Origin of the sequence: Agilicoccus flavus, from assembly GCF_014857905.1 — a bacterium.
GTDB classification, from domain to species: domain Bacteria; phylum Actinomycetota; class Actinomycetes; order Actinomycetales; family Dermatophilaceae; genus Agilicoccus; species Agilicoccus flavus.
Window position 1 is genome coordinate 200,385 of record NZ_JACYXE010000009.1, and the last position, 21,860, is coordinate 222,244.

Consider the following 21,860-nt stretch of genomic DNA (forward strand, 5'->3'; position numbering starts at 1 on the left):
GAAGCGAGTTTTCGGGTGGGGCGCGCCCCACGGGGTCACCCCGGACGCGCCGCCGCACGTCCGCCGGCCCGGTGTGGCCGTACGTCAGTGCTCGATGTCGACGTCGCCGCTCTGGGAGCGCACGCGCACGACACCCTGGGCCTTCGGGTCGTCCTGCACGTCCACGTCGTTCTCGCCGCTCGTCTGCACGTCGATCCGGTAACTCGGCGCCCGGGGGAGCTCGAGGTCGACGTCACCGTCCGTGGTCCGCACGTCGGCCGAGCGTAGGGCCGACGAGGGGTCAGAGAGGTCGAGGCGGACGTCGCCGCCCGCCGTGACGGCGACATCGGCGCCGGCGGAACGCCCGCGCACGTCGCCCGACGTCGTCACCGCCACGTTTCCCCCCACGCCGTCGAGGTCGACGTCGTCCTGCGAGGTCACGCGGACGCTGTTGTACCAGCCGCCCCCCATCTCGACGTCGCCGGACGCGGCGACGACGTCGACGTTCGAGCCGGGAGGGATGGTGACCTCGGCCGCGCGCGAGAGGGGGGCGGTGCACGACGTGTCGACGACGAGGGTCGCGTCCTCCCGCCACGACCGCGCCGTGCATTCGGACCGCGGGCCGCGCATGGCGACCCGCACCGCGTTCGCGTTCGCCTGGGGGCGGACGGTGAGGTCGCGGTCCCCCGTGCGGATCTCGATCCGCTCGACCCCGGCGGCCACCGTGGCGTCGTGCCGGGAGGTGGTCATGACGAGTCGTTCACCGCCGAAGCTCAGGGCGAGCAGACCCGCGAGGCCTCCGGCGACCGCCCAGCCGGCGAGTCGGCGGCGTCGGGTGCGGGGCAGATGACGGGGATGGCCGACGCCCCGGCCGGGGGTCGACGGGGGGTCGCCGCCGGGCGGTGACCCCGCCGGCGCGGGCGAGCCGGGTGGCGGCGGTCCGCCCGGAGGGTATCCGGGGCTGCCGCGGCCGCGCACGACGTCCTCGACGCGTGGGAAGTCGTCGTCGCCGCCGAACCGCGCGGTGCCACCCACGGTCAGGCTCCGGGCGAGACGAAGAGGTTCACGGCTCCATCGTGACCCATCGGAGAGCGACAGGCGAGGACACGAGAGATGGACCGATCGGTCCACCCGGGCTCGCAGACGGTCGACCGACCAGTCGACCGGCAGCTCCCAACTGGACGTGCGACCGGTAAAAAGGCCCTCTCACCTGCAGCGATGCAGTTTGCTCACAGGTGTCGGACGGGTTACCTTCGAAAGCGGAGATGTCCTTCTTGGGGGAACCGTGTGCCCGGTGACGTATCGGTGCGCACGGCAAGACGGGCCAGATGGAGGGGTCATGACGCGTCCGAAGTCGGCGACCGACCGGGCTTACCACGACACACGAGGACGCATCCTCGACGGTGTCCTGGCCGGCGGCGACGTCATCACCGAGGGTCAGGTATCGACCGCCCTCGGTATCAGTCGTACCCCCGTCCGCGAGGCGTTCCTGCGCCTGCAGGCGGAGGGGCTGCTGCAGCTCTACCCCAAGCGGGGTGCCGTCGTGGTGCCCGTGTCGGCCGAGGAGGTCGACTCCGTCATGGAGGCCCGCGAGATCATCGAGACGTTCGCCGCGGAGAAGCTGCTCAGCGAGAACGAGCACCTCCCGGCCGCCCTCCTCGACAACATGTGGCTGCACCTGTCGCACATGCAGACCGGCCTGCAGAGCGGGACGGCCGCCGAGTTCTACGACGCGGAGACCGGCTTCCACCTGGGCCTCGTCGCGGCGTGCAGCAACCCCTACCTCGTCGACCTCTTCAGCAACCTGCGCGACCACCAGCGGCGCCTCGTCGTCGCGGCCGGCGGACGCACCGGATCCCCCCGCCGTGAGGCCAGCTACCGCGCCCACGTCGACATGTCCGGGCATCTCGAACGCGGCAGCCTCGACCGCTACCTGTCGGCCCTGCGCGCGCACCTGCGCACCGAGCGCACCGCGCTGCACGCGCACGTCTGACCGATGGGTCCTCGGCCACGGCGACGCCCCCGACGCTCACGGCGTCGGGGGCGCTGTCGTTCTCGGTCGCGAGGCGGTGGTCCGGCGTGAGGGGTCAGGGCGTGCGCTGCTCGGACGAGGCGAACATGTTGGGATCGAACCCGCCGTCGGAGAACGTCTCGGTCGTCCGCGTCTCGCTCACCTTGGCGTTCGGGCCCTCCTTGAGGAAGCTCGCGGCCACGGCGTAGACGAGGTGGGACAGCAGCCACGCCACGGCGAGGGCGGCGAGGAAGCGCAGGCACGTCTCGTCGAAGGGCATGGTCCCCTCGACGAAGCCCATGATCGCGGGCAGCGACATGACGAAGGCCCCGAGGACGACGATGCCGAAGGGCACGCCCCCGGTCTCCTCCACCACGGTCTCGGTGGTCGAGCCGGCGGTCCCCTTGGCGCCCTTCTTGCCCTTCTTCCCCTTAGGCGGCCGTGACTTCGGCGACATTCACCACTCCTGACGTGACGAGGGTGAGCTGGCCACCCAGCTCCGAGTAGGAGAGCACCGGGGTGCGCGGCGCGGCCTGCTCGAGCAGGCGCCGGACCGACAGCCGCAGCGGTTGCGCGCACACGAGGACGGGGGGATCCCCGGCTCCCTCGGCGGCGGCGACGACGCGTGCGGTCTCCACGGCCAACCCTTCGGCCGTCATGGGGTCGAGCATGAGGAAGGAGCCGGAGTCGCTCGTGCGCAGCGACTCGAGCATCCGCTGTTCGAGGATCGGGTCGAAGGTGATGACCGACAGGCGACCGTCGACGGCGTGGCCGGCGGCGATGGCGGGCCCGAGCGCGGTGCGCGCGGCCTCGACGAGACCCTCGGCGTCGGGGCTCTGCTTGGCCCGCATCGACATCGCCTCGAAGATCCGCACGAGGTCGCGGATGCAGACGCGCTCGTTGAGCAGGGCCTGCAGCGTGCGCTGCACCTCGCCCAGCGACAGCGGCGCGGGGGTGAGCTCGTCGACGACGACGGGGTGGGACTGGCGGACCATGTCGACGAGCATCTTGACGTCCTCGCGGCCGAGCAGCTGCGCGGCGTGGACGCGGACGACCTCGGCCATGTGCGTCGTGATGACGGAGCTGCGGTCGACGACGGTGGAGTTCGCGAGCGCCACGTGCTCGCGCAGCTCGGCGGGCACCCACTTGGCCGCGAGCCCGAAGACGGGCTCGGTCGTCGGGGTGCCGGGGAGCTGGTCGAGGTCGTCGCCGATCGCGAGGATCATCCCGGCGGGCGCCTGGCCGCGCGCGACCTCGACGCCGTGGACGCGGATCGCGTAGTGCCGCGGCGGCAGGTCGAGGTTGTCGCGGGTGCGCACGAGCGGGACGACGATGCCGATCTCCTGCGCGAGCTTTCGCCGCAGGGCCCGCACGCGGTCGAGCAGGTCGCCGCCGGCCGCGGCGTCGACGAGGTCGATGAGGTCGTAGGCGAGCTCGAGCTCGAGCGGTTCGACGCGCATGTCCTGCGCGATGGCGAGCGGGCTGTCCTTCTGCGGCGTCGTCGGCAGCTCCTCGACCTCCTCGGCCTCGGCCGCGGCCGCGAGGTCCTCCGGCTTGGGCAGCCGCGTCGCGAGCAGGAGCAGTCCGCCGCCGATGAGCAGGAACGGCAGCTTGGGCAGGCCGGGGACGAGGCCGAGGAACAGCACGGCCCCGCCGGCGATCTGCACGGCCTGGCGCTGGCGACCGAACTGGTTGAGCAGGTCGGTGCCCATGTCGTTCTCGGTCGTCGCGCGCGTGACGATGAGGCCGGTCGCGACGGACAGCAGCAGCGCGGGGATCTGCGAGACGAGGCCGTCGCCGACGGACATGAGGCTGTACGCCTCGATGGCCTCGCTCGCGCCCATGCCCTTCTGCACCATCCCGATGACGAAGCCGCCGATGAGGTTGATGAGCGTGATGATGACCGCGGCGATCGCGTCGCCCTTGACGAACTTGCTCGCACCGTCCATGGCGCCGTAGAAGTCGGCCTCGGCGGCGACGTCCTTGCGCCGCTGCCGGGCCTCGTTCTCGTCGATGAGGCCGGAGTTGAGATCGGCGTCGACGGCCATCTGCTTGCCGGGCATCGCGTCGAGGGTGAAGCGCGCGGCCACCTCGGCCACGCGGCCGGCACCGTTCGTGATGACGACGAACTGGATGACCATGAGGATGACGAAGATGACGAGGCCGACGACGATCGAGCCGCCGACGACGAAGTGGCCGAACGCCTCGATGACCTTGCCGGCGAACCCGTCGAGGAGCACGAGGCGGGTCGTCGCGATGTTGAGCGAGAGCCGGAACAGGGTCGCGATGAGGATGAGCGCCGGGAAGATCGAGAAGTCGAGCGGGCGCGTCACCCGCAGGCTCACGAGCAGGATGAGCACCGAGAAGCCGATGTTGAACGCGAGCAGCAGGTCGAGCAGCAGCGTGGGCAGCGGCACGACCATCATGACGACGATGCCGATGATCGCCGCGGGGATCCCGACCTGTGCGATGGTGCCTGACTTCACACGGACCTCGAACTCTCAGAAGTGACCTCACGGGTCCCAGCCCTACGCGAACCCATCGACCGGCGCGCACCCGACCTGAGCTGCGGGGCCGCCGGCCACGACCCCTGCGCAACGGCGTGCGGGCAGGCCCGGGGGCCGGGACCGGGCGGGGTCGGCGCGGGTCTCAGACGCCGGCGCCCACCCGGGGCTCGGCCGGGCTCGCGGAGGCCTCGTCGCCGGTGTCGTAGGCCTCGATGCCGAGGGCGGCGTCGGTGAGGTCCTCGGGCAGGTCGACGCCGTTGTACTCGGGGTGGCGCAGCGGCGAGTCGTGCGTGCGGTCCGTCGCGTGCAGGTCGGACATGCGCATGACGAACGCGAGCACCTGCGCGACGGCGTCGTAGAGCTCGAACGGGATGTAGGAGTCGACCTCGCACAGCTTGTAGAGCATGCGGGCGACGATGACGTCCCGCACGAGGGGGATGCCGTTGGCCTCGGCCTCGGTGCGGATGCGGGCGGCGAGGTGGCCGGCGCCCTTGGCGACGACCTGCGGGGCCCCCGACCCCGCCTCGTACTTGAGGGCGACGGCGATGTGCGCGGGGTTGGTGAGCACGACCGTCGACTCCCCCACGGCCGCCATCATGCGTCGCGAGCCCATCTCGCGCTGCTTGGCGCGGCGCTGGGCCTTGACGTGCGGGTCACCCTCCTGCTGCTTGTTCTCGCGCTTGATCTCGTCCTTGCTCATGCGCAGCGACTTGCCGACGCGGTGCCGTTCCATCGCGTAGTCGGCCACGGCGATGACGAGACCGACGACCGAGATCATCGTCAGCACGCGCATGGCGGCGTCGGCGGTGATCGTCAGGATGGACATGAGGGACCACTCGCCCGTGCCCGTCACGGCCCGCATCGTCTGCTGCACGATCTGATAGGCGATGACCCCGAACACGACGAACTTGATGAGCGTCTTCGCGAACGTCCACGCGGCGTGGGCGCCGAACATGTTCTTCAGCCCGGCCCACGGGTTGAGCTTCTTCCACTTGGGCTTGAACCGCTTCGAGTGGATCTTCGTGCCGCCCTGGACGATGTGCCCGAGGGCGCCCACGACCATGCAGCCGAGCACGATCGGCGCCATGATCTGCAGCGACGCGAGGAGGCCGTCGCGGAACAGCTTCTGCGCGTCGCCGAGGTCGGGATTCTCGATGATGCGCACGATGCCGTGCGTGAGGACCTCGAACTCCCGCGACAGGTTGCTCACCATGGCGCGCCCGAGCACGACGAAGACGAGGACCGTGAGCCACATCGACAGGTCGGCGGTCCGCGGGACGTTGCCCTCCTCGCGGGCCTTCTTGAGTTGTTGCGGGGTCGCCTTCTCGGTCTTCGACGACTTGTCCTCACCGGCCACGGCTCACCCGCCCAACATGACGAGGGCGGGCTGGTACTGGCCGACCACCTGGTCGACGATCCCGGTCACCGCGACGGGCAGGAGGGCGACGGCGACGGCCGCGAGGCTCACCGTGAGGATCGTCTTCACGGGGAAGCTGAGCTGGAAGACGTTGAGGCTCGGGACGGCCCGGCTCACCATGCCGAGCGCGAGGTCGGCGAGGAAGAGGCACGCAAGCACCGGACCCGCGATCTCGACGGCCGACACCGACATGCGCGCGATGTCGTCGATGAGCAGCTTGGCGAGGGCGCCGAGGTCGGGCGGGACGTCGGGCAGCACCTTGAACGAGCTGAGGGCCCCGCGGATCATGAGCAGGTGCCCGCCGCTGGTGAACAGCAGCGTCGTCCCGATGAGGTACTGGATGCGGCCGAAGATCGAGCTGTTCGTGTTCGAGAACGGGTCGAGCATGCTCGCCATCGCGAACATCGAGAAGAGGTCGATGAGTTCGCCCGCGGCCTGGATGGCCGAGACGAGCAGCAGGGTGATGAACCCCATCGTCGCGCCGCACAGCACCTGGAACCCGACCGCGCCGACGAGGACCCACGTGCTCGTGAGTTCCGGCACCTGGCCCACGACGAGGGGCGCGACGGGCAGCGCGAGCGCGAACGCGAACAGCACCCGGATGCGCCCGGGAATGGACCGGCTCGCGAACGGCGGCGCGAGGACGAGGAACGCGCTGATCCGCGTGAAGACGAGCAGCACCGCCATGAGCAGATCCAGCGGCGCGGTGCCGCTCACTTCTGGATCATTTCCGGGATCTCACGGATCATCTCCGTGGTGAACGCCACCATCTCGTGCATCATCCAGTTGCCCATGAACAGGAGGATCACGGCGACGGCGACGAGCTTCGGGACGAAGGTCAGCGTCATCTCCTGCACCTGGGTCACCGACTGCAGCAGCGAGATGATGAACCCCATGACGAGGCTGACGATGAGGATGGGCCCGGCGAGTTTCGCGCCGAGGATCATCGCCTGGACGGCGATGTGCATCACGTCGTTGTCGCTCATGGCGCGCCCCTACCGATAACTCGTGACGAGAGCGGTCGTGATGAGGGCCCAGCCGTCGACCATGATGAACAACAGGAGCTTGAACGGCAGGGAGATCATCACCGGCGGGAGCATCATCATGCCCATGCTCATGAGGACCGAGGCGACGACGAGGTCGATGATGAGGAACGGGATGAAGATGACGAACCCGATGATGAACGCCGTCTTCAGCTCCGAGAGGACGAAGGCGGGCACGAGGGTCGAGAACGACACGTTCTCCCGCGTCTCGGGCGTCTTCTCGCCGGCGAGCTTGATCATCGTCGCGAGCTCGCTCTTGCCCGTGTGCTGGAGCATGAACGTGCGCATCGGCGCGTAACCGCGCTGGATGGCGACGTCCTGGCTGATCTTGTTGCCGAGGAACGGCTGCACAGCGGTGTCGTTGATCTGCCCGAGCACCGGCCCCATGACGAACAGCGACAGGAACAGCGCGATGCCCGCGAGCACCTGGTTGGGCGGGATCGTCGGCGTGCCGAGCGCCTGCCGGGTCAGGGCGAGGACGACGGCGATCTTCGTGAACGACGTCATGAGCAGGAGGATGGCCGGCGCGATCGACAGCACCGTCATGAGGACGATGATCTTCACGGCCTGGCTGCGGTCGGCCCCACCCTCGACGGCCACCGAGATGCCCGGGGCGCCCGGCGGCGCCGGCGTGGCCGGGGCGCTCGGGTCGCCGGGCGCGGCGGGCAGCGCCGCGACGGCCGACGGCGCCGCCACGGAGTGCGCCGACGCGGTCCGCGCCGACGACGCGGGCACGACGACCACCGACCCGGCGCCCTGGTGCGCCGAGGCTGCGGCGGAGGCGGGGGCGGCGAGCCCGACGACCCCGCCCACGGCGAGGGCGGCGAGCGCGCACGCGCGCAGGAGTGCCGCGGATCGGCCGGTCACGCGGGTTGGCGAGTGGGTCTCACTCACGCGACTCGTCGTGGGGTCCGACACGGTGTTTCCCTTCCCTGCGGAGCATGGACTCGAAGAGGTCGACGGCCGAGGCGCCCTGGGCGCGCACGGATCGCACGGTGGCGTCGTCCTCCTCGGGTTCCAGATCGGCAGGACCGAGGTCGGTCAACACCTGAACGCCGTTTTCGGTCACGCCGAGCACGAGCAGTTGGCCGCCCACGCGGACGACCTGGACCGAGACGCCCCGCGCGAGGTGGTGGCGCGCCAGGACGTCGACGGCGACGGCCGGGAGGGCGGAGCGGCCGCCACGGACCCGCCGGCGGCGGGCGCGGCGGGCGCCGTTCGCCTCGCGGCGCTCGAGCCAGCGGGCGAACAGCACGACCAGCCCGAGGACGATCGCCAGCGAGACGATCATGCGCAGGACCAGTACGAGCGTCCCGCCGTCGGTCACGTGGTGACCCGACCGTCCCGGTCGGGGGTGACGACCTCGGAGATGCGGACGGCGAACTCCTCGTCGACGACGACGACCTCGCCGTGCGCGATGAGGGTGCCGTGGACGAGCACGTCGACGGGCGCGCCGGCGGCGCGGTCGAGTTCGACGATGGACCCGGGGGTGAGGCCGAGGATCTCCTGCACGGTCAGGCGCGTCCGGCCCAGCTCGACGGAGACGCCCATGACGACGTCGCGGAGCAGGTCGATGCGGCGCGGGTCGGTGAAGCCCATCGTCACGCCCGCGAACGGCTGGAACGCGACGTCGGAGACCCCGGCCTGGAGGGCGGCCTGCTCGGCCGCGTACCGCTCGGCGTCCTGCTGGGCCCGCGCCGCGGCCGCGGCCTGCGCCTGCGCGGAGAAGCCGGCCCCCGGCACCCCCGGCACGCCGCCCGGCATCCCGGGGTCGCCGGGCCCGCCCGCCGGTCCGCCGGGGACTCCGCCCGCGGCGGCCGCCTCGGCGGCGCCTCCGGTGCCGGCCCCGGCGACGTCGGCCCCGGTGTCCCCCGAGGCGTCGGTCTCCTCGGACTCCTCGGCGTCCTCCCCCGCCTCCGCGGCCTCGGCCGCCGCGACGGCGGCGGCGAGCTGAGCGGCCGCGCCCTCGCCGGTGGAGGTGGCGGGCATCGCGAGGAGCATGCCGGCGAGCGTGTCGCCCTTGAAGACGCCGGCGATCTGCGCCTCGTCGGCCTTGTCGAGGGCGTCGAACGCGTCCGTCATGTGGAGCTGGCCGGGGGTGAACTCCCCGAGTTCGCCGGTCAGGGCGGTCAGCGTCTCGGTCAGGGCCGCGGTCCAGACGGTGCGCGCGTCGTCGCGGCTGAAGATCTCGCCGTCCTTGTGGTCGACGAGGCCCGTCACGATGAGCGTGACGTTGCCGACGTTCGCGGGGGCGCCCTTGAGCACCGACTCGACGGCGTAGGCGCCACCGGGCAGCGACATCGTCGTGGCCTGGATGGCGTCGAGCGGCGTGATCGTCAGCTCGGCAGGGTCCGCGAAATGCGCCGGCAGCACCTGGGCGGCCGCCACGAGTGCGGCGTCGACGTCCGGAGAGGTGGTTGACATGGGCTTCCTTCGCGGGTGGGTCAGACGTTGACGATCTGGCAGGCCAGGCGCTTGCCGTGGCTACCAGGGACGGCCTTGGCGACGGGGACCCCGTCGGCGGTCATGGTCAGGGGCTGATTGGTCGGGTGGCGCAGGGGCACGACGTCGCCGACCTCGAGCTGGAGGATGTCCTTCGAGGCCAGGCTGATGGGCTCGAACGCGACGGTGACGCGCACGGGCACGTCGCTCATGCGTTCCTGGATGTGCTCGGCGGCGAGCGCCTGCGCACCCGTGAGCTCGAGCTCCGGCTTCGCGTCGATCGCGTCGAGGACCGGCTGCAGCGTCGCGACCGGGATGCACAGGCTGGAGTTGACCACCTGGTCGCCGATCTTCAGCTCGAAGTCGGACACGATCATCGGGTCGGACGGCGGGGCGAGCTGCAGGAACGTCGCGTCCGCCTCGAGGGCCGTGACCTGCGGTTGGATCGAGGCCAGCGTGTCGAAGGCGTACGCCAGCTCGTGCACGATCCGCTGCACGAGGTTGCGGATCAGGCCCGACTCGATCTCCGAGAGCTCACGTTCCGGCTGGTTCTCGTGGCCGGGGCCGCCGAGGAGCCGGTCGATGACGTTCATGACGATCGGCAGTGGCAGGTGGAAGATGCCGGCGCCGGTCAGGGGCGGGAAGTTGAGGATCGCGAGTACGGACGGCACGGGCAGGCGGCGCGTGTAGTCGTCGTAGGTCGACTGCTCGACGTCCTCCAACGTCGCGTGCGCCACGGTGCGCAGCGTCGTCGACAGCACGGTCGCCATCTGCCGCGCGAAGGTCTCGTTGACCATCTGCAACGCCCGGACCTGCTCGCGACTGAACCGGCTCGGGCTACGAAAGTCGTAGGGAAGCGGTTCGGGGTTCACAGCACCTCACATCGGCCGAATCGGCCTCCACCTGAGGGCTATCCGTCGGTGGAGGGTGGGACGGATCGGGGTCGCGGTGCAGGTCGGGCGCCCGTGACCGGCCCGCACGCGCAGGGATGGGCGGACGCGTCACTGCATGACGAACTGGGTGAAGTAGACCTTGAGCACGTCGCCCTCGTAGCGCTCGTTGACCTCCTTGGAGAGCGCGGCCTGCGCCTCCTCGCGGGTCTTGGGCTTGAGCAGCTGCTGGTAGCTGTACTTCGACAGGGTCGTGATGGCGGCGTCGCGGGCCTTGGAGCCGTCGAAGCCGCCCTTCGCGAGGGCCTCCTCGCCGCCGGCCGCGGTCGTCGCGGCCTCGCTGAGCTGCAGCGCGAGCTGCGTCTTGAGGAACTTGCCGTCGGAGAGGTTGAGGGTCATCTCGTCCTCGAGCGCGACGACCGCGCCCGGCTCTTTCGCCGGGTCGGGCTCGGGCTCCTTCGGCTTGAGCAGCATGAACGCGACGACGCCGCCCGCGATGAGCACGACGAGGGCCGCACCGATGATGATGAAGAGGAGCTTCTTGCCACCCTTCTTCTCGGTCTCCTGCTCGGTGTCGTCGGTCGCTGTGCTCATCGGGGTCTTCTCCTGGAAGGGTCGGTTCGTTCGGGTGTCGGGCGTCGGACCCCGGGCTCAGTGCCCGGGCGTGACGACGGGGCCGGCGGGCTGGTCGAGGGACGTGATGGTCGTGGCCGCCGCCGCGGGAGTCGCCGAGGACGAGGCGCCGGCCGCCGCGGGGGCCGGGGTCGCGCCGTCCACGACGCTCGGGGCTCCGGTCGCCTCCGGGATGGGCGCGGCGGCCGCACCGGTGGGGGCCTTCGTGCCGGCCGAGTCGCCGGTGAGGGCGACCGTGGGCAGGATGACGACGGCGACGCGGCGGTTGCGGGAGCGGCCCGTGTCGTTGACGTTCGTCGCGATCGGACGCTGGTCGGCGTAGCCGGCCGCCGAGATCCGCTTCGACGGGATGCCGTCGACGAGGAGCCGCTCGAGCACCGTCGTCGCTCGGGCGCTCGACAGGGCCCAGTTGGAGCTGTAGCGGCCCGAGATCGGGACGTTGTCGGTGTGCCCCTCGACGGTCATCGCGTTGGGCAGCTTGCGGATCATCGGCGCGATGGTGTCGAGCACCTTCACCCCGCCCGGTTTGAGGTCGGCGGCGCCGGTGTCGAAGAGCACCTTGTCCGTGACGATGTTGACGACGAGACCGCGCTCGTCGAGCTGGAACTGGATCGCCTTGTCGAGGCCGGCGGCTTTGAGCTGCTTGGCCAGGTCGGCCTTGAGCTTCTCGAGGTTCGCCTTCTCGGCCTGCGCGGCGGCCGCGGCGGCCTGCTGCTTCTGCAGCGCGGCCTGGGCCATCGGCGCGGGCGCGGCGGCCGGGTCGTCGGCGGGCACGTTCTTGTCCTGGCCCGGCTTCTGGTCCGACATGATGCCGTCGGAGCCGGAGAGGGTGCCGGTCTCGCCCTGGAGGGCGAGGTTGGCCTGGCCGAAGCTCTCGGCCGTGCCGCGGCTGAACTCCTCGAACTTCTTCTGATCCACCTTGCTGATGGCGAACATGACGATGAACAGGGCGAGCAGCAGGGTGAGGATGTCGGCGTAGGAGAGCACCCACCGTTCGTGGTTGGCGTGCTCCTCGTGCTCCTCGTGCTTCTTCTTGCGGGCCATCAGGCGGCCTTCGCTTCCTTGGCGTCGCCCGGCGCACTGTTGGGCAGGGCGCTGCGCAGCTTCTGCTCGACCATGCGGGGGCTCGTGCCCGCCTGAACGGCGAGGACGCCCTCGATGATCATCTCCATGTTGGCGGCCTCGAGCTGGCTGAGCCGCTTGAGCTTGCCCGCCATCGGCAGCCACGCGCCGTTGGCGATGAGCACACCCCACAGGGTCGCGACGAACGCCGAGGCGATCATGCCGCCGAGGGCGCCCACGTCGTCGAGGCTGCCGAGAGCGTGGATGAGGCCGAGGACGGCCCCGACCACACCGATGGTCGGGGCGTATCCGCCCTGGGCCTCGAGGAAGCCGATGGCGATCTTGTCGCGGTCCTTCTTCGCGGCGACGCGGGCGTCGAGGAGCTCGGCGATCTCGTCGGCGTCGGTGCCGTCGACGGTCATCTGGATCCCCTCCTTGAGCAGGGGGTCGTCGATCTCCTTGGCCATGTCCTCGAGGGCGAGCAGGCCCTCGCGGCGGGCGCGGTCGGCCATCTTGACGATGACGTCGACGAGACCGGAGCCGTCCGGAGCCTTCTTCGTGAAGGCCTCCTTACAGCCGACGAGCGCGACCTTGTACTCCGACATGAGGAGGCTTCCGGCGGCGGCACCGAACGTGCCGACGAAGATGAGCACGAGCGCGGCCGGCTGGAAGAGGGCGTTGAGGTGGACGCCGTCGAGGATCGCGGTGGCGATGACGGCGGCGAAGGTGACGCCGACGCCGACGATGGTTCCCTTGTCCATGGCTCAGTTCTCCGGAGTCGACACGGACCGCAGGTGGCCCTTGGGCGCACGCGGCTGGACGGGGGTGGCGGAGGCGTTGAGCACCGCGGCCCGGAAGCCGCAGACCTCGTCGACGATCGCCTCGACGCTCTCAGAGACGACGTAGCGCGTGCCGGACACCAGCGTGATGACGGTGTCGGGCGTCGACTCGACCCGCTCGATGAGGTCGGGGTTGAGCGCGAACGACGTGCCGTTCCGGCGCGTGACTGTGATCATCGGGTGTCCCATCCGTGGCGGGGGTCTGACGTTGCCGGACGTTCCTCGACCGACGGAATCCCCATCGGCACCATTGCCGTGGAGCTGAAGGTCGTGGTATAGGCGGACGGATGCATCACCGCAGGTGAGCGGTGCCGTGCGCAAACGACGGCAGGCCACGGGCGCCGGCGGGGATGTCCCGCGACGACGCGTCCGTGGCCTGGTGGGCCGGGGTCGGCCTGGTGGGCGATGGGCCTGGTGGCGGCGGCCGGGTCAGCGCATCTGGTTGATGCGGTCGACGAGTTCGTCGGTCGTCGTCATGACCTTGGCGTTCGCGGAGAAGCCGCGCTGGGCCATGATCAGGTGGGTCAGCTCGGCGCCGAGGTCGACGCCGGAGTGCTCGGTGACGCCGGAGATGAGGTCGCCGAGGCCGTTCTGGCCGCTCGTGCCGAGGATCGCCGCGCCCGAGGCGTTCGTCGCCGCGAACTCGGTGTCGCCGACCCTCTCCAGGCCCGCCTCGTTGGTGAACCGCGCGAGCTGCACCTGCCCGATGACCCTCTGGGCGCCGTTCGCGCCCATGCCGACGAGCTGGCCGGCGGCGTTCATCGTCATCGACCGGGGCCGGTCCGCGCCCTGCGGCACGGTGAGCGGCTGCCCGCCGACGCCCAGGACGGCCTTGCCGTCGCCGGCGCGCAGCGTGCCGTTCGCGTCGAAGGTGAAGGTGCCGTTGCGGGTGTAGACGGGCCCGTTCGCGCCCTGCAGCACGAAGTAGCCCTCCCCCGCGATGGCGAAGTCGGTGAGCGTGTTCGTGATCTTGAACGCGCCCTGGTGGAACTCGCCCTCGATCCCGCGCAGGTCGGCTCCCAGGCCGACCATCGCGGCGTTGCGGGCGCCCTTCGGCTGCGGCATCGGCGTCATGCCGGTGCCGCGCGCGAGCTGGGAGAGCTTGTCCTCGAACATCGCCCGGCTCGCCTTGAACCCGTCGGAGTTGACGTTGGCGATGTTGTTGCCCGTGACGTCGATGTACGTCTGGTGCTGACGCAGTCCGGAGACCGCGACGTCGAACGAACGGAACATGGTGGGTCCTCACCTCGGTGACGCGACGGCGATACGGGCGGAACGGGGGTGAGGGGGTGGTGCGCGCCCCGGCCGCGGCGCCCGGGTGGGTCGCCGCGGCCGGAGGATGCGAATCAGCGCAAGTGATCAGCGCTTCATGTTGATGAGGTCCTGGAGGACCTCGTCGGAGGCCGACACGACCTTCGAGTTCGCCTGGAATCCGCGCTGCGCCATGATGAGGTTCGTGAACTCGCCGGCCAGGTCGACGTTGCTCATTTCCAGCGTTCCGGCGGTGACGAAGCCCATACCCTTCTCGTTGTCGGCAGGGAACGCCAGCTCAGGAGATCCTGAGTTCAACGTCTCCTTGAACATCGTCCCACCGACTCGCTCGAGGCCGTTCGGGTTGTTGAACTTCGACAGGGCGATCTTACCGATGTCGACGAGCGTGCCGGTCGCATCCCCGACAGCAACACCAGAGATCGTCCCGTTGGGGGCGATCTGGAAGTTCTGCCAGGCAGCGGCGCTGATCTGGATCTTCTCGGCACCGCTGGCATCCGTGGCGTCCGGACCGTCGCCCATGACGTAGCTGCCGTCACCCGTCACGAGGTACCCCTCCTTGTCGAGGGAGAACGCGCCGTTGCGTGTGAAGAACTTCTGCCCACCCTTGTCGACGATAAAGAAGCCGTCACCCTGGATAGCAATGTCGGTGGCGACGTTGGTCACCTGGAGGCCACCCTGGGTGAAGTTTCCTGAGATCTGTCCGAGCCGCACACCGAGCCCGATCTGCGAGGGGTTCATACCGCCCACGCCGTTATCCACGTTGGGACCCGAGGCGTTCCGGACGACCTGGGACAGGCTGTCCTCGAAGACCGCCCGGGTCGACTTGTACCCGGTCGTGTTGACGTTCGCGATGTTGTTACCGGTGACGTCGAGGTAGATCTGGTGGTTGCGCAGACCGGAGACGGCCGACCACATGGAACGGATCATGGAATTACTCCTCCTGGTCGGGCCGCGTGGGGCCCGAGGATCGTGCTGGCTGATACGGGACGGGGTGTCCGTCGGGGGCCGATCGCGACCGGAGGGCTGTCGTTCTCGGTGGGTCCGTCGTCCTGACGGGAGTCGTCATCCGTGACGTCGTGCGGTTCGTGATGAGACCGGTGCGGACCGGTCGGTCAGGCGGTGCCCGACCCCGTGGCCGGGGTCGTCGTGCCGGCCGTGGCGGAGGAGGTGGTGGTGCCGGTCGGCGCCTTCACCCCGGCGACCGAGGCGAGGGGCACGTCCTTGCCACCCACGATGAGGATCGGCCCGGCGGTGTCGAACCTGACCGAATCGACGACACCGTCCACCTTGGTCTCGGGGTTCGTCGCCTCGGCGTAGGTGACCGTCTTGCCGACGAGGCCGACGGCGCTGCTCATCCGCTGCTCCATGAGCATGGCGGCGTAGCTCGACTGGCCGGCCTGCGTCGTCGCGGTGAGGGCCTCGACGGCCTTGCTCATCGCCTCGGCGCTCGTCGCCATCTCGTTGACGCGCTCGATCATGCCCATCGACGCGGTCTGCTGCATCATCTGCGCGGTGTCGGCCGGCTTCGTCGGGTCCTGGTACTTGAGCTGGGCGACGAGGAGCTTCATGAAGTCGTCGGCACCGAGCGACCCGGACGTCACCTTGTTCACCGACTTCGCGGTGTCGGTCATCCCGGCGGCGGGCGACGAGACCCAGCCGCCCTGGCCGTCGGAGGTCACCGTCGGCGGCGTGTAGGGCACCTCGCGGCCGTCGACGCGGATGTAACCGGGCTTCGGCGGCGTGTACGGGACATAGGTGGGGGCGGCTTGGCCCACGGGCAGGCTGCTCATGGCGTGTCCTCTCAGACTTGGACGTCGAGGGATGCCTGGCCGGTGGCCGCGTCCCTCGTGATGGGCTCGGAGGTCGATGGGGGCGCGTCGCCGTGGGGCGAGCCCCCGTGGCCGTGACCGCCGCCGTGGCCGGACCGGGCGCCGTGGCCGCCGCGGCCGCCGTCACCGGAGGCGAGGCCGGCGTGCTGGGCCCACTGGCGGGCGGCCTGGTCGCGGTTCGTGCTCACGTCGAGGGAGCCGGACTTCAGCCCCATCTGCGCGAGCTCCTGGCGGAGGCCGTCGAGGTTGTCGCGGAGCAGGTCGCGGGCGCCGGTCTCGATGGTGTGCATCTGGATCGACACCTCCCCGCCCCGCATCTCGACGACGAGGCGCACCGGGCCGAGGTGGCCCGGGGTGAGGTTGAGCTGCAGGTGGTAGGACCCGTCGGGGCCCCGCAGCAGCGGGCCGACGGCCGAGACGACCTGGCTCGTGACCGGCACCGGCGCATTCCCGGCCAGGGTCGCGGTCGACGCGGCGGGGGTGACCGGCGCCGACGACGTCGGCACCTGCGTCGGCACGGCCGGGGGCGCGTACGCGGAGCTCGTCTGGCTCGCGGCGTTCGCCGCCGCGGGCGAGGCCGCCGCGGCGGCGGCCTCGGCCCGGGCGGTCGCCGACGAGCGGGCCGTGTCGACGCGCAGGTCGAACGAGTCGCTCACCCGCTCGCGCGGGGTCACGTCCAGGCGAGGCTGCTCGCGCGGCGCCGGCTCGGGCGCCTCGACGTCGGTCGCAGCGTTGACGGTGCGGGACGGCTCGCCGGTGAGGGCCGAGGCGTCGGCGGCCGATTCGGGCTCGAGCGCCGAGACGACGCCCGAGGCCGCCGGGGCCGACGTCGTGGAACCCGGCGCGGGCAGGAGCACGACGGCGTCGCCGCCGGCGTCGACCGGCAGTGGCGTGGCGACCACCGGCGGGGCGAGGTCGACGTCGGCCGGGACGGGCACCTCACCCTCGGGGGTCGAGCCACCGCCGGTGGCCCCGCCGTTCGTTCCCGCGCTCGAGCCACCGTTCGGGCCCTGGTCCGGGGCGTCGCCGTCGGTGTTCGAGGTGGGCGTGCCGGCGGGGTCGGTGGCCGGCGCGGTCGGGTCTGGCGTCGCCGGGGTACCCGGGGTGCCCGGGACCGCGGCGCTCGGGTCGGGGTCGGTCGCCCCGGCAGCGGCGGCCGCCGTGGCGCCACCCCACGTGCCCGGCCGGCCCGCCGGGTCGGCGACGATGTCGGTCGGGACGGGCGTCGCCGCGACGGGCGACGCCGGGGACGCCGGTGTATCGGGGGTCGTCGCGCCGGCGGGGGCCGCCGACGTGCCCGGGACCTGCGGTGCGACCTCACCGGCGGGGGCGCCCGCGCTCGGTGCGGGGGCCAGGGCGACCGGGGCGGCGGGAGCGGCACCGGTGGCGCCGGCCGCCTCCGACGCGGCGGGCGCGGGAGAAGCAGGAGCGGTCGCGGTCGCCGCGAGCGCCGACGGGCCGGTCGCGCCGACAGGGCCCGTCCCACCGGCGAGCGCCGAGGGCGCGGCCGTCGTCGGCGCGGCCGCGGTGGGTCCCGGGGCGGCGGCCGAGGCGGCGCCCGCCGCCGACGCGGCGAGGAGACCGTCGGACGAGACGCCGAACGCCCCGGCGGCACCCGAGCCGGCGGGCGTCGCCGACGGCGCGGTGGCACCGACCGCCGCAACCGACGCGCCGGTCGTCGGGCGGTCCGTCGCGGAGGAGCCGACCGTCGCCGATGTCGACGTCACCTCGCCGGCCGTCGCCACGTTCGATGCGCCCGCGGGCCCCTGACCGGCCGCACCGAGCGCCGTGGTGGGCACGGCGGTCGTCGCCGCCGGGCCGCCGGCGTCGGCCGCGGAGAGAGCGGACACAGCAGAGACCGTCGGGAGGGCGCCCTCGGCGGCGGTCGCCGCGGCGGATCCCGTCACCCCGGCGACCCCGGCCGGCAGGAGGACGGCGCCGGGCAGGCCGGCGGCGGAGGCGAAGGTGCCAGGGGCGACGTCGGTCGCGGCGGTGACCGCGCCGCTCGTCGCGCTGACGGCGCCGGCCGCGGCACTCCCCTCGCCCGCCCCGGAGAGCACGGCCTCGAACGCGGACCGGTTGACGGCCTGGGCGAGCAGGGCGGCGGCGCTGTCGCCGGCGGCCACGGGCGTCGACGCGTCGCCGTTCCGCTCGCGGTCCACGGCCCGGGAGCGGGAGCCGACCGGCGAGGCGTCGGCGGTGTCGCCGCGATCCCCGCCCGGCACGCGGGCGTCGCGCGCGATCCGTGTCCGCCCGCCGGCGGCGGCGTCGAGGGCCGAGTCGAGCGCGCGGCCGAACGCCTCACCGGCGGCGGGCCGGAGGCGCTCGGTGCGGGTCGCGCGGCGCCCCGTCGAGACGCCGTCGACCGCCGCGGTGGGCAGGCTCAGATCGGTCATGCGGACACCGTCCCCAGGTTGGCCATGATCTTGCGCACGTAGTTCTGCGTCTCCGCATAGGGCGGGACGCCGTCGTAGCGCCGGACCGCGCCGGCCCCCGCGTTGTACGCCGCGAGGGCGAGCCGCACGGAGCCGTCGAACGTCTTGAGGTGGTCGCGCAGCAGGCGGGCCGCGCCGTCGACCGCCTGGGCCGGGTCGAACGAGTCGCGCACCCCGAGCCCGCGGGCCGTGCCCGGCATGAGCTGCATGAGGCCCCGCGCGCCGGCGTGGCTGACCGCCGTGGTCGTGAAGTTGCTCTCCTGCTTCGCGACGGCCGCGAGCAGGTCGGCGGACACGCCGTACTTCGCCTCCGCCGCCGTGAACAGGGCCTGGAGCGTGGCCGGCGCCTGCGCGAGGACCGAGCCGGGCAGGGCCGCGCCCGTCCTGCCCAGGCGGGTCATCGCGGGACGCACGGCCGTGGTCGCGTTGACGACGGACGCCGCCGGCGTCGCGTCCTCGACCCCGCCGAGGCCGTCGCCGAGCAGGTTGGCGACCCCGGACTTCGCGGCGGTCGCCGACGCGTCGCCCCACGTGTCGTCGACCGGCGCACCGGCCCAGCCGCCGGCCGACGTCGTCGCGCCGGTGGCGGCAGAGGACGAGCCGAGCGAGATCGCGGCGTTCGCGACGGCGGCGCGAGCGGCCGAGACCGCCGAGGCGGCGCGGGCGGACTGCACGGCCGACACCCCGGGCGCCGACGTCGGACCGGTCGTGGCCGACGGAGCCATCGAAGCCGCCGGAGCCGATCCCACGCCGTCGAGGCGGGCGTCGCCGGTCGTCCCGGCGCCGCGGGTGGTCCCGGAGACGAAGGCCGAGTCCGGCAGGTAGCGCCGGATCGTCGTCGGCTTGCGGTAGACCTCGGCGATCTTGACGACGTCGCCGGTGCGCGGGGCGTGGATCATCTTTCCGTCGCCGAGGTACATCGTCACGTGCGTGGCGGGGTCGCCGAAGAAGAGCAGGTCACCGGCCTTGGCGTCCGCGAGCGAGCCGATCCGCGTGCCGACGTCCTGCTGGGCGCGGGCGACGCGCGGCAGGGAGATGCCGTTCTCGCGGTAGACGAGCTGGGTGAAGCCGGAGCAGTCGAGGCCGGTGCGCGGGTTCGTGCCACCCCAGCGGTAGGGCACGCCGAGGTATTTCTTCGCCGACGCGACGAGCCGGTCGACGCGGGCGGTGCCGTCGGTGGCGGTCACGGCGGACGGGCCGCTCGTCGCCGTGGTCGCGGTGGGGCCCGAGGTCGCCGCCACCGGCGACGGGTCGCCCGAGGCGCCCGAGCCGCGGGTCGTGGCGGCCGCTCCGGCCGACGGAGCGGTCGTCGCCGGCGGCGCGGCGAGCGCCTGCGCGGCGCCGGGCTTGGTGGCCACCTGCGTGGGCGGGGCGCTCGGGTCCCACACGAACGGCGCGGCGGCGGTGGCCGGCGCGGCGTTCGTCAGGGCCTTGCGCATCGAGGTGTCGAACCCGCCGGCCGTGGAGGAGGACGACGTCGTCGCCGCGCCGGACGTGCCCGCGCCGACGCGGGAGGCGCCCGACGTCGTGCCGAGGTACGCGGTGACGCGGGCCTGGATCTCCGCGATCCGGCCCTGCGTGCCCGCGATGCCCGTGGCCTCGACCGTCATACCGCTCCTGCCTGGGGTGTCGGGCCCGACGCCGGTGGCATCGGGTGGTTCGGGTCCGTCTGGTTCGGGTCCGTCTGGTTCGGGTCCGTCGCGGCGTCCCGCGGCGGGTGCGCCGGCGGGGTCGCGCCGCGTCGGCGCGCGTGTCCTCCGGCCATGCTCTCTTCGGCCGTCCGCTGATCCGCGGCAAGCATTTCCTCCACGCGGACCTGTTTCGCCCGTTCGACGAGGCGCTCGAGGCCCTGCGTGCGCTGGGAGGCGGCCAAGGTGGCCCGCACGGCGACCCCCCTTGCCGCGTCGGCCGTTTCGACGTCCGCACGCGCCGCGTCGACGGCCTTCGCCGCCGCCGTGCCCCGGGCCGCGGCCGCGAGGAACCCGCCGAGGTCCGTCTCACCATGTGGCAGGCTCGCGGCCTGCCTCTGGTAGTGCTCCCGACGGTCGAGCAGCGCCTGCTCCGCCCGGCGCGCGCCGAGGTTGGCCTCGGCGAGCGCGGCCTTCGCCTTGTCCTCCTCGATGCGCCGGACGCGCAGGAGGGTGTCGTAGGGCGTGGTGAACTTCGGCACGGTCGCGGCCCTCAGCGCCCGGCGGGCAGCGCGCCGTCGTTCGCGATGTCGTGCAGCGCGGACCAGCTCAGCGCCGCGGGCGTGAGGTCCTCCATGTCCTGGCGCAGGAAGCCGTCGATCGTGTCGGCCTGCCGCAGCGCCCGGTCGACCGTCGGGTTCGAGCCCGGGACGTAGGCGCCGATGTCGATGAGGTCCTTCGCGTCGCGGCGGGCCGCGAGCAGCGAACGCAGCACCGACGCGTCGGCGCGCTGCTCCGGGGTCGTCAGCGCCTTGTTCGCACGCGAGATCGACTCGAGCACGTCGATGGCCGGGAAGTGCCCCTGCGTGGCGAGCTTGCGGGACAGGACGATGTGCCCGTCGAGGATCGAGCGCACGTTGTCGGCGATGGGGTCGTTGAGGTCGTCGCCGTCGACGAGGACCGTGTACAGGCCGGTGATCGAGCCGGTCTTGGCCATGCCGGCGCGTTCGAGCAGCCGGGGCATGAGCCCGAACACGCTCGGCGGGTACCCGCGGGTCGCGGGCGGCTCCCCCGAGGCCAGGCCGACCTCGCGCTGCGCCATCGCGACGCGGGTGACGGAGTCCATGCACAGCACGACGTCGTCGCCGGTGTCGCGGAACCACTCGGCGATGCGGGTGGCGGTCGAGGCGGCGCGCAGGCGGACGAGGGCCGGCTCGTCGGAGGTCGCGACGACGACGACCGAGCGCGCGAGGCCCTCGGGCCCGAGGTCGCCCTCGACGAACTCCCGCACCTCGCGGCCGCGCTCGCCGACGAGGGCGAGCACGCACACGGGCGCGTCGGAGCCGCGCACGATCATCGACAGCAGGCTCGACTTGCCCACACCCGAGCCGGCGAAGATCCCGAGACGCTGCCCGCGCCCGCACGGCACGAGCGTGTCCATCGCCCGCACCCCGAGCGGCATCGGGGTGCCGATGCGCTCGCGGTCCATCGCGGGCGGCGGCGTGCCGTCGCTGCCGACGTACTGCACGTTGGTCAGGGGCGGGCCGCCGTCCATCGGGCGCCCGAGGGCGTCGACGACGCGCCCGAGCAGGCCGGGTCCGACGGGCACCCGCAGGGAGCCGCCCGTGGGCGCGACCCGGTTGCCGGCGCGGACGCCGCGCAGGTCCGAGACGGGCATGCACGTGGCGTGCGTCGCGTGCAGGGCCACGACCTCGGCCATGATCGGCCCCTCGTCGCCCTCGATGCGCACGGCCTCGCCGACGGCGAGCTCGAGGCCCGCGACGTCGATGCTCAGGCCGACGGCGCTCGTCACGGCCCCGGTCACCCGGGGTCGGGCGGCGGCGGTGAGGTCGGCCGTCAGGTCGGCCAGGGG

General features: G+C 72.3%; 22 protein-coding genes. 1 reads left to right on the forward strand and 21 read right to left on the reverse strand.

Annotation, left to right across the window (positions count from 1 at the left end):
• Window positions 1–84: 84 nt before the first annotated feature.
• The gene (locus ICW24_RS14365) at window positions 85–729 is read right to left on the reverse strand and encodes a DUF4097 family beta strand repeat-containing protein (protein ID WP_226346403.1); all 645 of its coding nucleotides are present in this window, start codon (window positions 727–729) and stop codon (window positions 85–87) included.
• A 589-nt stretch (window positions 730–1,318) separates the two neighbouring features.
• Here ICW24_RS14365 and ICW24_RS14370 point away from each other — a divergent pair.
• On the forward strand, window positions 1,319–1,972 hold the full coding sequence (locus tag ICW24_RS14370) for a GntR family transcriptional regulator (RefSeq protein ID WP_226346404.1): 654 nt from the start codon (window positions 1,319–1,321) through the stop codon (window positions 1,970–1,972).
• 94 nt (window positions 1,973–2,066) lie between these two features.
• On the opposite strand, the gene ICW24_RS14375 is transcribed toward ICW24_RS14370, so the two are convergent.
• From ICW24_RS14375 to ICW24_RS14470, 20 genes are all read right to left on the reverse strand, one after another.
• Window positions 2,067–2,447 carry a hypothetical protein gene (locus tag ICW24_RS14375; RefSeq protein WP_226346405.1) on the reverse strand — a complete coding sequence of 127 codons (381 nt, stop codon included), beginning with the start codon at window positions 2,445–2,447 and terminating at the stop codon, window positions 2,067–2,069.
• Entirely contained in the window at window positions 2,422–4,476 is a 2,055-nt protein-coding gene (gene flhA / locus ICW24_RS14380) for a flagellar biosynthesis protein FlhA (protein WP_226346406.1), read from the reverse strand. The genes ICW24_RS14375 and flhA overlap by 26 nt, the downstream gene beginning before the upstream one ends.
• Before the next feature lie 163 nt (window positions 4,477–4,639).
• Complete coding sequence (locus tag ICW24_RS14385) at window positions 4,640–5,854, reverse strand: EscU/YscU/HrcU family type III secretion system export apparatus switch protein (protein WP_226346407.1); 1,215 nt, start codon at window positions 5,852–5,854, stop codon at window positions 4,640–4,642.
• A gap of 3 nt (window positions 5,855–5,857) precedes the next feature.
• Window positions 5,858–6,631 carry a flagellar biosynthetic protein FliR gene (locus ICW24_RS14390; RefSeq protein WP_226346408.1) on the reverse strand — a complete coding sequence of 258 codons (774 nt, stop codon included), beginning with the start codon at window positions 6,629–6,631 and terminating at the stop codon, window positions 5,858–5,860.
• Window positions 6,628–6,900 carry a flagellar biosynthesis protein FliQ gene (gene fliQ / locus ICW24_RS14395; protein ID WP_226346409.1) on the reverse strand — a complete coding sequence of 91 codons (273 nt, stop codon included), beginning with the start codon at window positions 6,898–6,900 and terminating at the stop codon, window positions 6,628–6,630. Before fliQ ends, ICW24_RS14390 begins: the two co-directional genes overlap by 4 nt.
• Window positions 6,901–6,909: 9 nt before the next feature.
• Window positions 6,910–7,824 (reverse strand): flagellar type III secretion system pore protein FliP, encoded by a 915-nt coding sequence (gene fliP / locus ICW24_RS14400; protein WP_226346410.1) that lies wholly within the window; start codon window positions 7,822–7,824, stop codon window positions 6,910–6,912.
• A 19-nt stretch (window positions 7,825–7,843) separates the two neighbouring features.
• Window positions 7,844–8,284, reverse strand: a complete 441-nt coding sequence (locus ICW24_RS14405) for a flagellar biosynthetic protein FliO (protein WP_226346411.1) — start codon at window positions 8,282–8,284, stop codon at window positions 7,844–7,846.
• Entirely contained in the window at window positions 8,281–9,381 is a 1,101-nt protein-coding gene (fliN, locus tag ICW24_RS14410; protein ID WP_226346412.1) for a flagellar motor switch protein FliN, read from the reverse strand. The genes ICW24_RS14405 and fliN overlap by 4 nt, the downstream gene beginning before the upstream one ends.
• Window positions 9,382–9,401: 20 nt before the next feature.
• Window positions 9,402–10,271 (reverse strand): flagellar motor switch protein FliM, encoded by an 870-nt coding sequence (fliM, locus tag ICW24_RS14415; RefSeq protein WP_226346413.1) that lies wholly within the window; start codon window positions 10,269–10,271, stop codon window positions 9,402–9,404.
• A 129-nt stretch (window positions 10,272–10,400) separates the two neighbouring features.
• On the reverse strand, window positions 10,401–10,883 hold the full coding sequence (locus ICW24_RS14420; RefSeq protein ID WP_226346414.1) for a flagellar basal body-associated FliL family protein: 483 nt from the start codon (window positions 10,881–10,883) through the stop codon (window positions 10,401–10,403).
• A gap of 57 nt (window positions 10,884–10,940) precedes the next feature.
• A complete protein-coding gene (locus tag ICW24_RS14425; protein ID WP_226346415.1) occupies window positions 10,941–11,966 on the reverse strand; it encodes a flagellar motor protein MotB in 1,026 nt (341 codons plus the stop codon).
• On the reverse strand, window positions 11,966–12,745 hold the full coding sequence (locus ICW24_RS14430; protein WP_226346416.1) for a motility protein A: 780 nt from the start codon (window positions 12,743–12,745) through the stop codon (window positions 11,966–11,968). Before ICW24_RS14430 ends, ICW24_RS14425 begins: the two co-directional genes overlap by 1 nt.
• A gap of 3 nt (window positions 12,746–12,748) precedes the next feature.
• Window positions 12,749–13,000 carry a flagellar FlbD family protein gene (locus tag ICW24_RS14435; protein WP_226346417.1) on the reverse strand — a complete coding sequence of 84 codons (252 nt, stop codon included), beginning with the start codon at window positions 12,998–13,000 and terminating at the stop codon, window positions 12,749–12,751.
• A gap of 252 nt (window positions 13,001–13,252) precedes the next feature.
• Window positions 13,253–14,056 carry a flagellar hook-basal body protein gene (locus tag ICW24_RS14440; protein WP_226346418.1) on the reverse strand — a complete coding sequence of 268 codons (804 nt, stop codon included), beginning with the start codon at window positions 14,054–14,056 and terminating at the stop codon, window positions 13,253–13,255.
• A 126-nt stretch (window positions 14,057–14,182) separates the two neighbouring features.
• Window positions 14,183–15,022 (reverse strand): flagellar hook-basal body complex protein, encoded by an 840-nt coding sequence (locus tag ICW24_RS14445; RefSeq protein WP_226346419.1) that lies wholly within the window; start codon window positions 15,020–15,022, stop codon window positions 14,183–14,185.
• A 185-nt stretch (window positions 15,023–15,207) separates the two neighbouring features.
• Window positions 15,208–15,885 (reverse strand): flagellar hook assembly protein FlgD, encoded by a 678-nt coding sequence (locus ICW24_RS14450; RefSeq protein ID WP_226346420.1) that lies wholly within the window; start codon window positions 15,883–15,885, stop codon window positions 15,208–15,210.
• 11 nt (window positions 15,886–15,896) lie between these two features.
• Window positions 15,897–18,320, reverse strand: coding sequence for a flagellar hook-length control protein FliK (locus tag ICW24_RS14455; RefSeq protein ID WP_226346421.1), 2,424 nt, complete (start codon window positions 18,318–18,320; stop codon window positions 15,897–15,899).
• A complete protein-coding gene (locus tag ICW24_RS14460; RefSeq protein WP_226346422.1) occupies window positions 18,317–19,969 on the reverse strand; it encodes a transglycosylase SLT domain-containing protein in 1,653 nt (550 codons plus the stop codon). The genes ICW24_RS14455 and ICW24_RS14460 overlap by 4 nt, the downstream gene beginning before the upstream one ends.
• Window positions 19,966–20,529, reverse strand: a complete 564-nt coding sequence (locus ICW24_RS14465; RefSeq protein ID WP_226346423.1) for a flagellar FliJ family protein — start codon at window positions 20,527–20,529, stop codon at window positions 19,966–19,968. Before ICW24_RS14465 ends, ICW24_RS14460 begins: the two co-directional genes overlap by 4 nt.
• Before the next feature lie 11 nt (window positions 20,530–20,540).
• A complete protein-coding gene (locus ICW24_RS14470) occupies window positions 20,541–21,857 on the reverse strand; it encodes a FliI/YscN family ATPase (protein ID WP_226346458.1) in 1,317 nt (438 codons plus the stop codon).
• Between the last annotated feature and the right edge of the window lie 3 nt (window positions 21,858–21,860).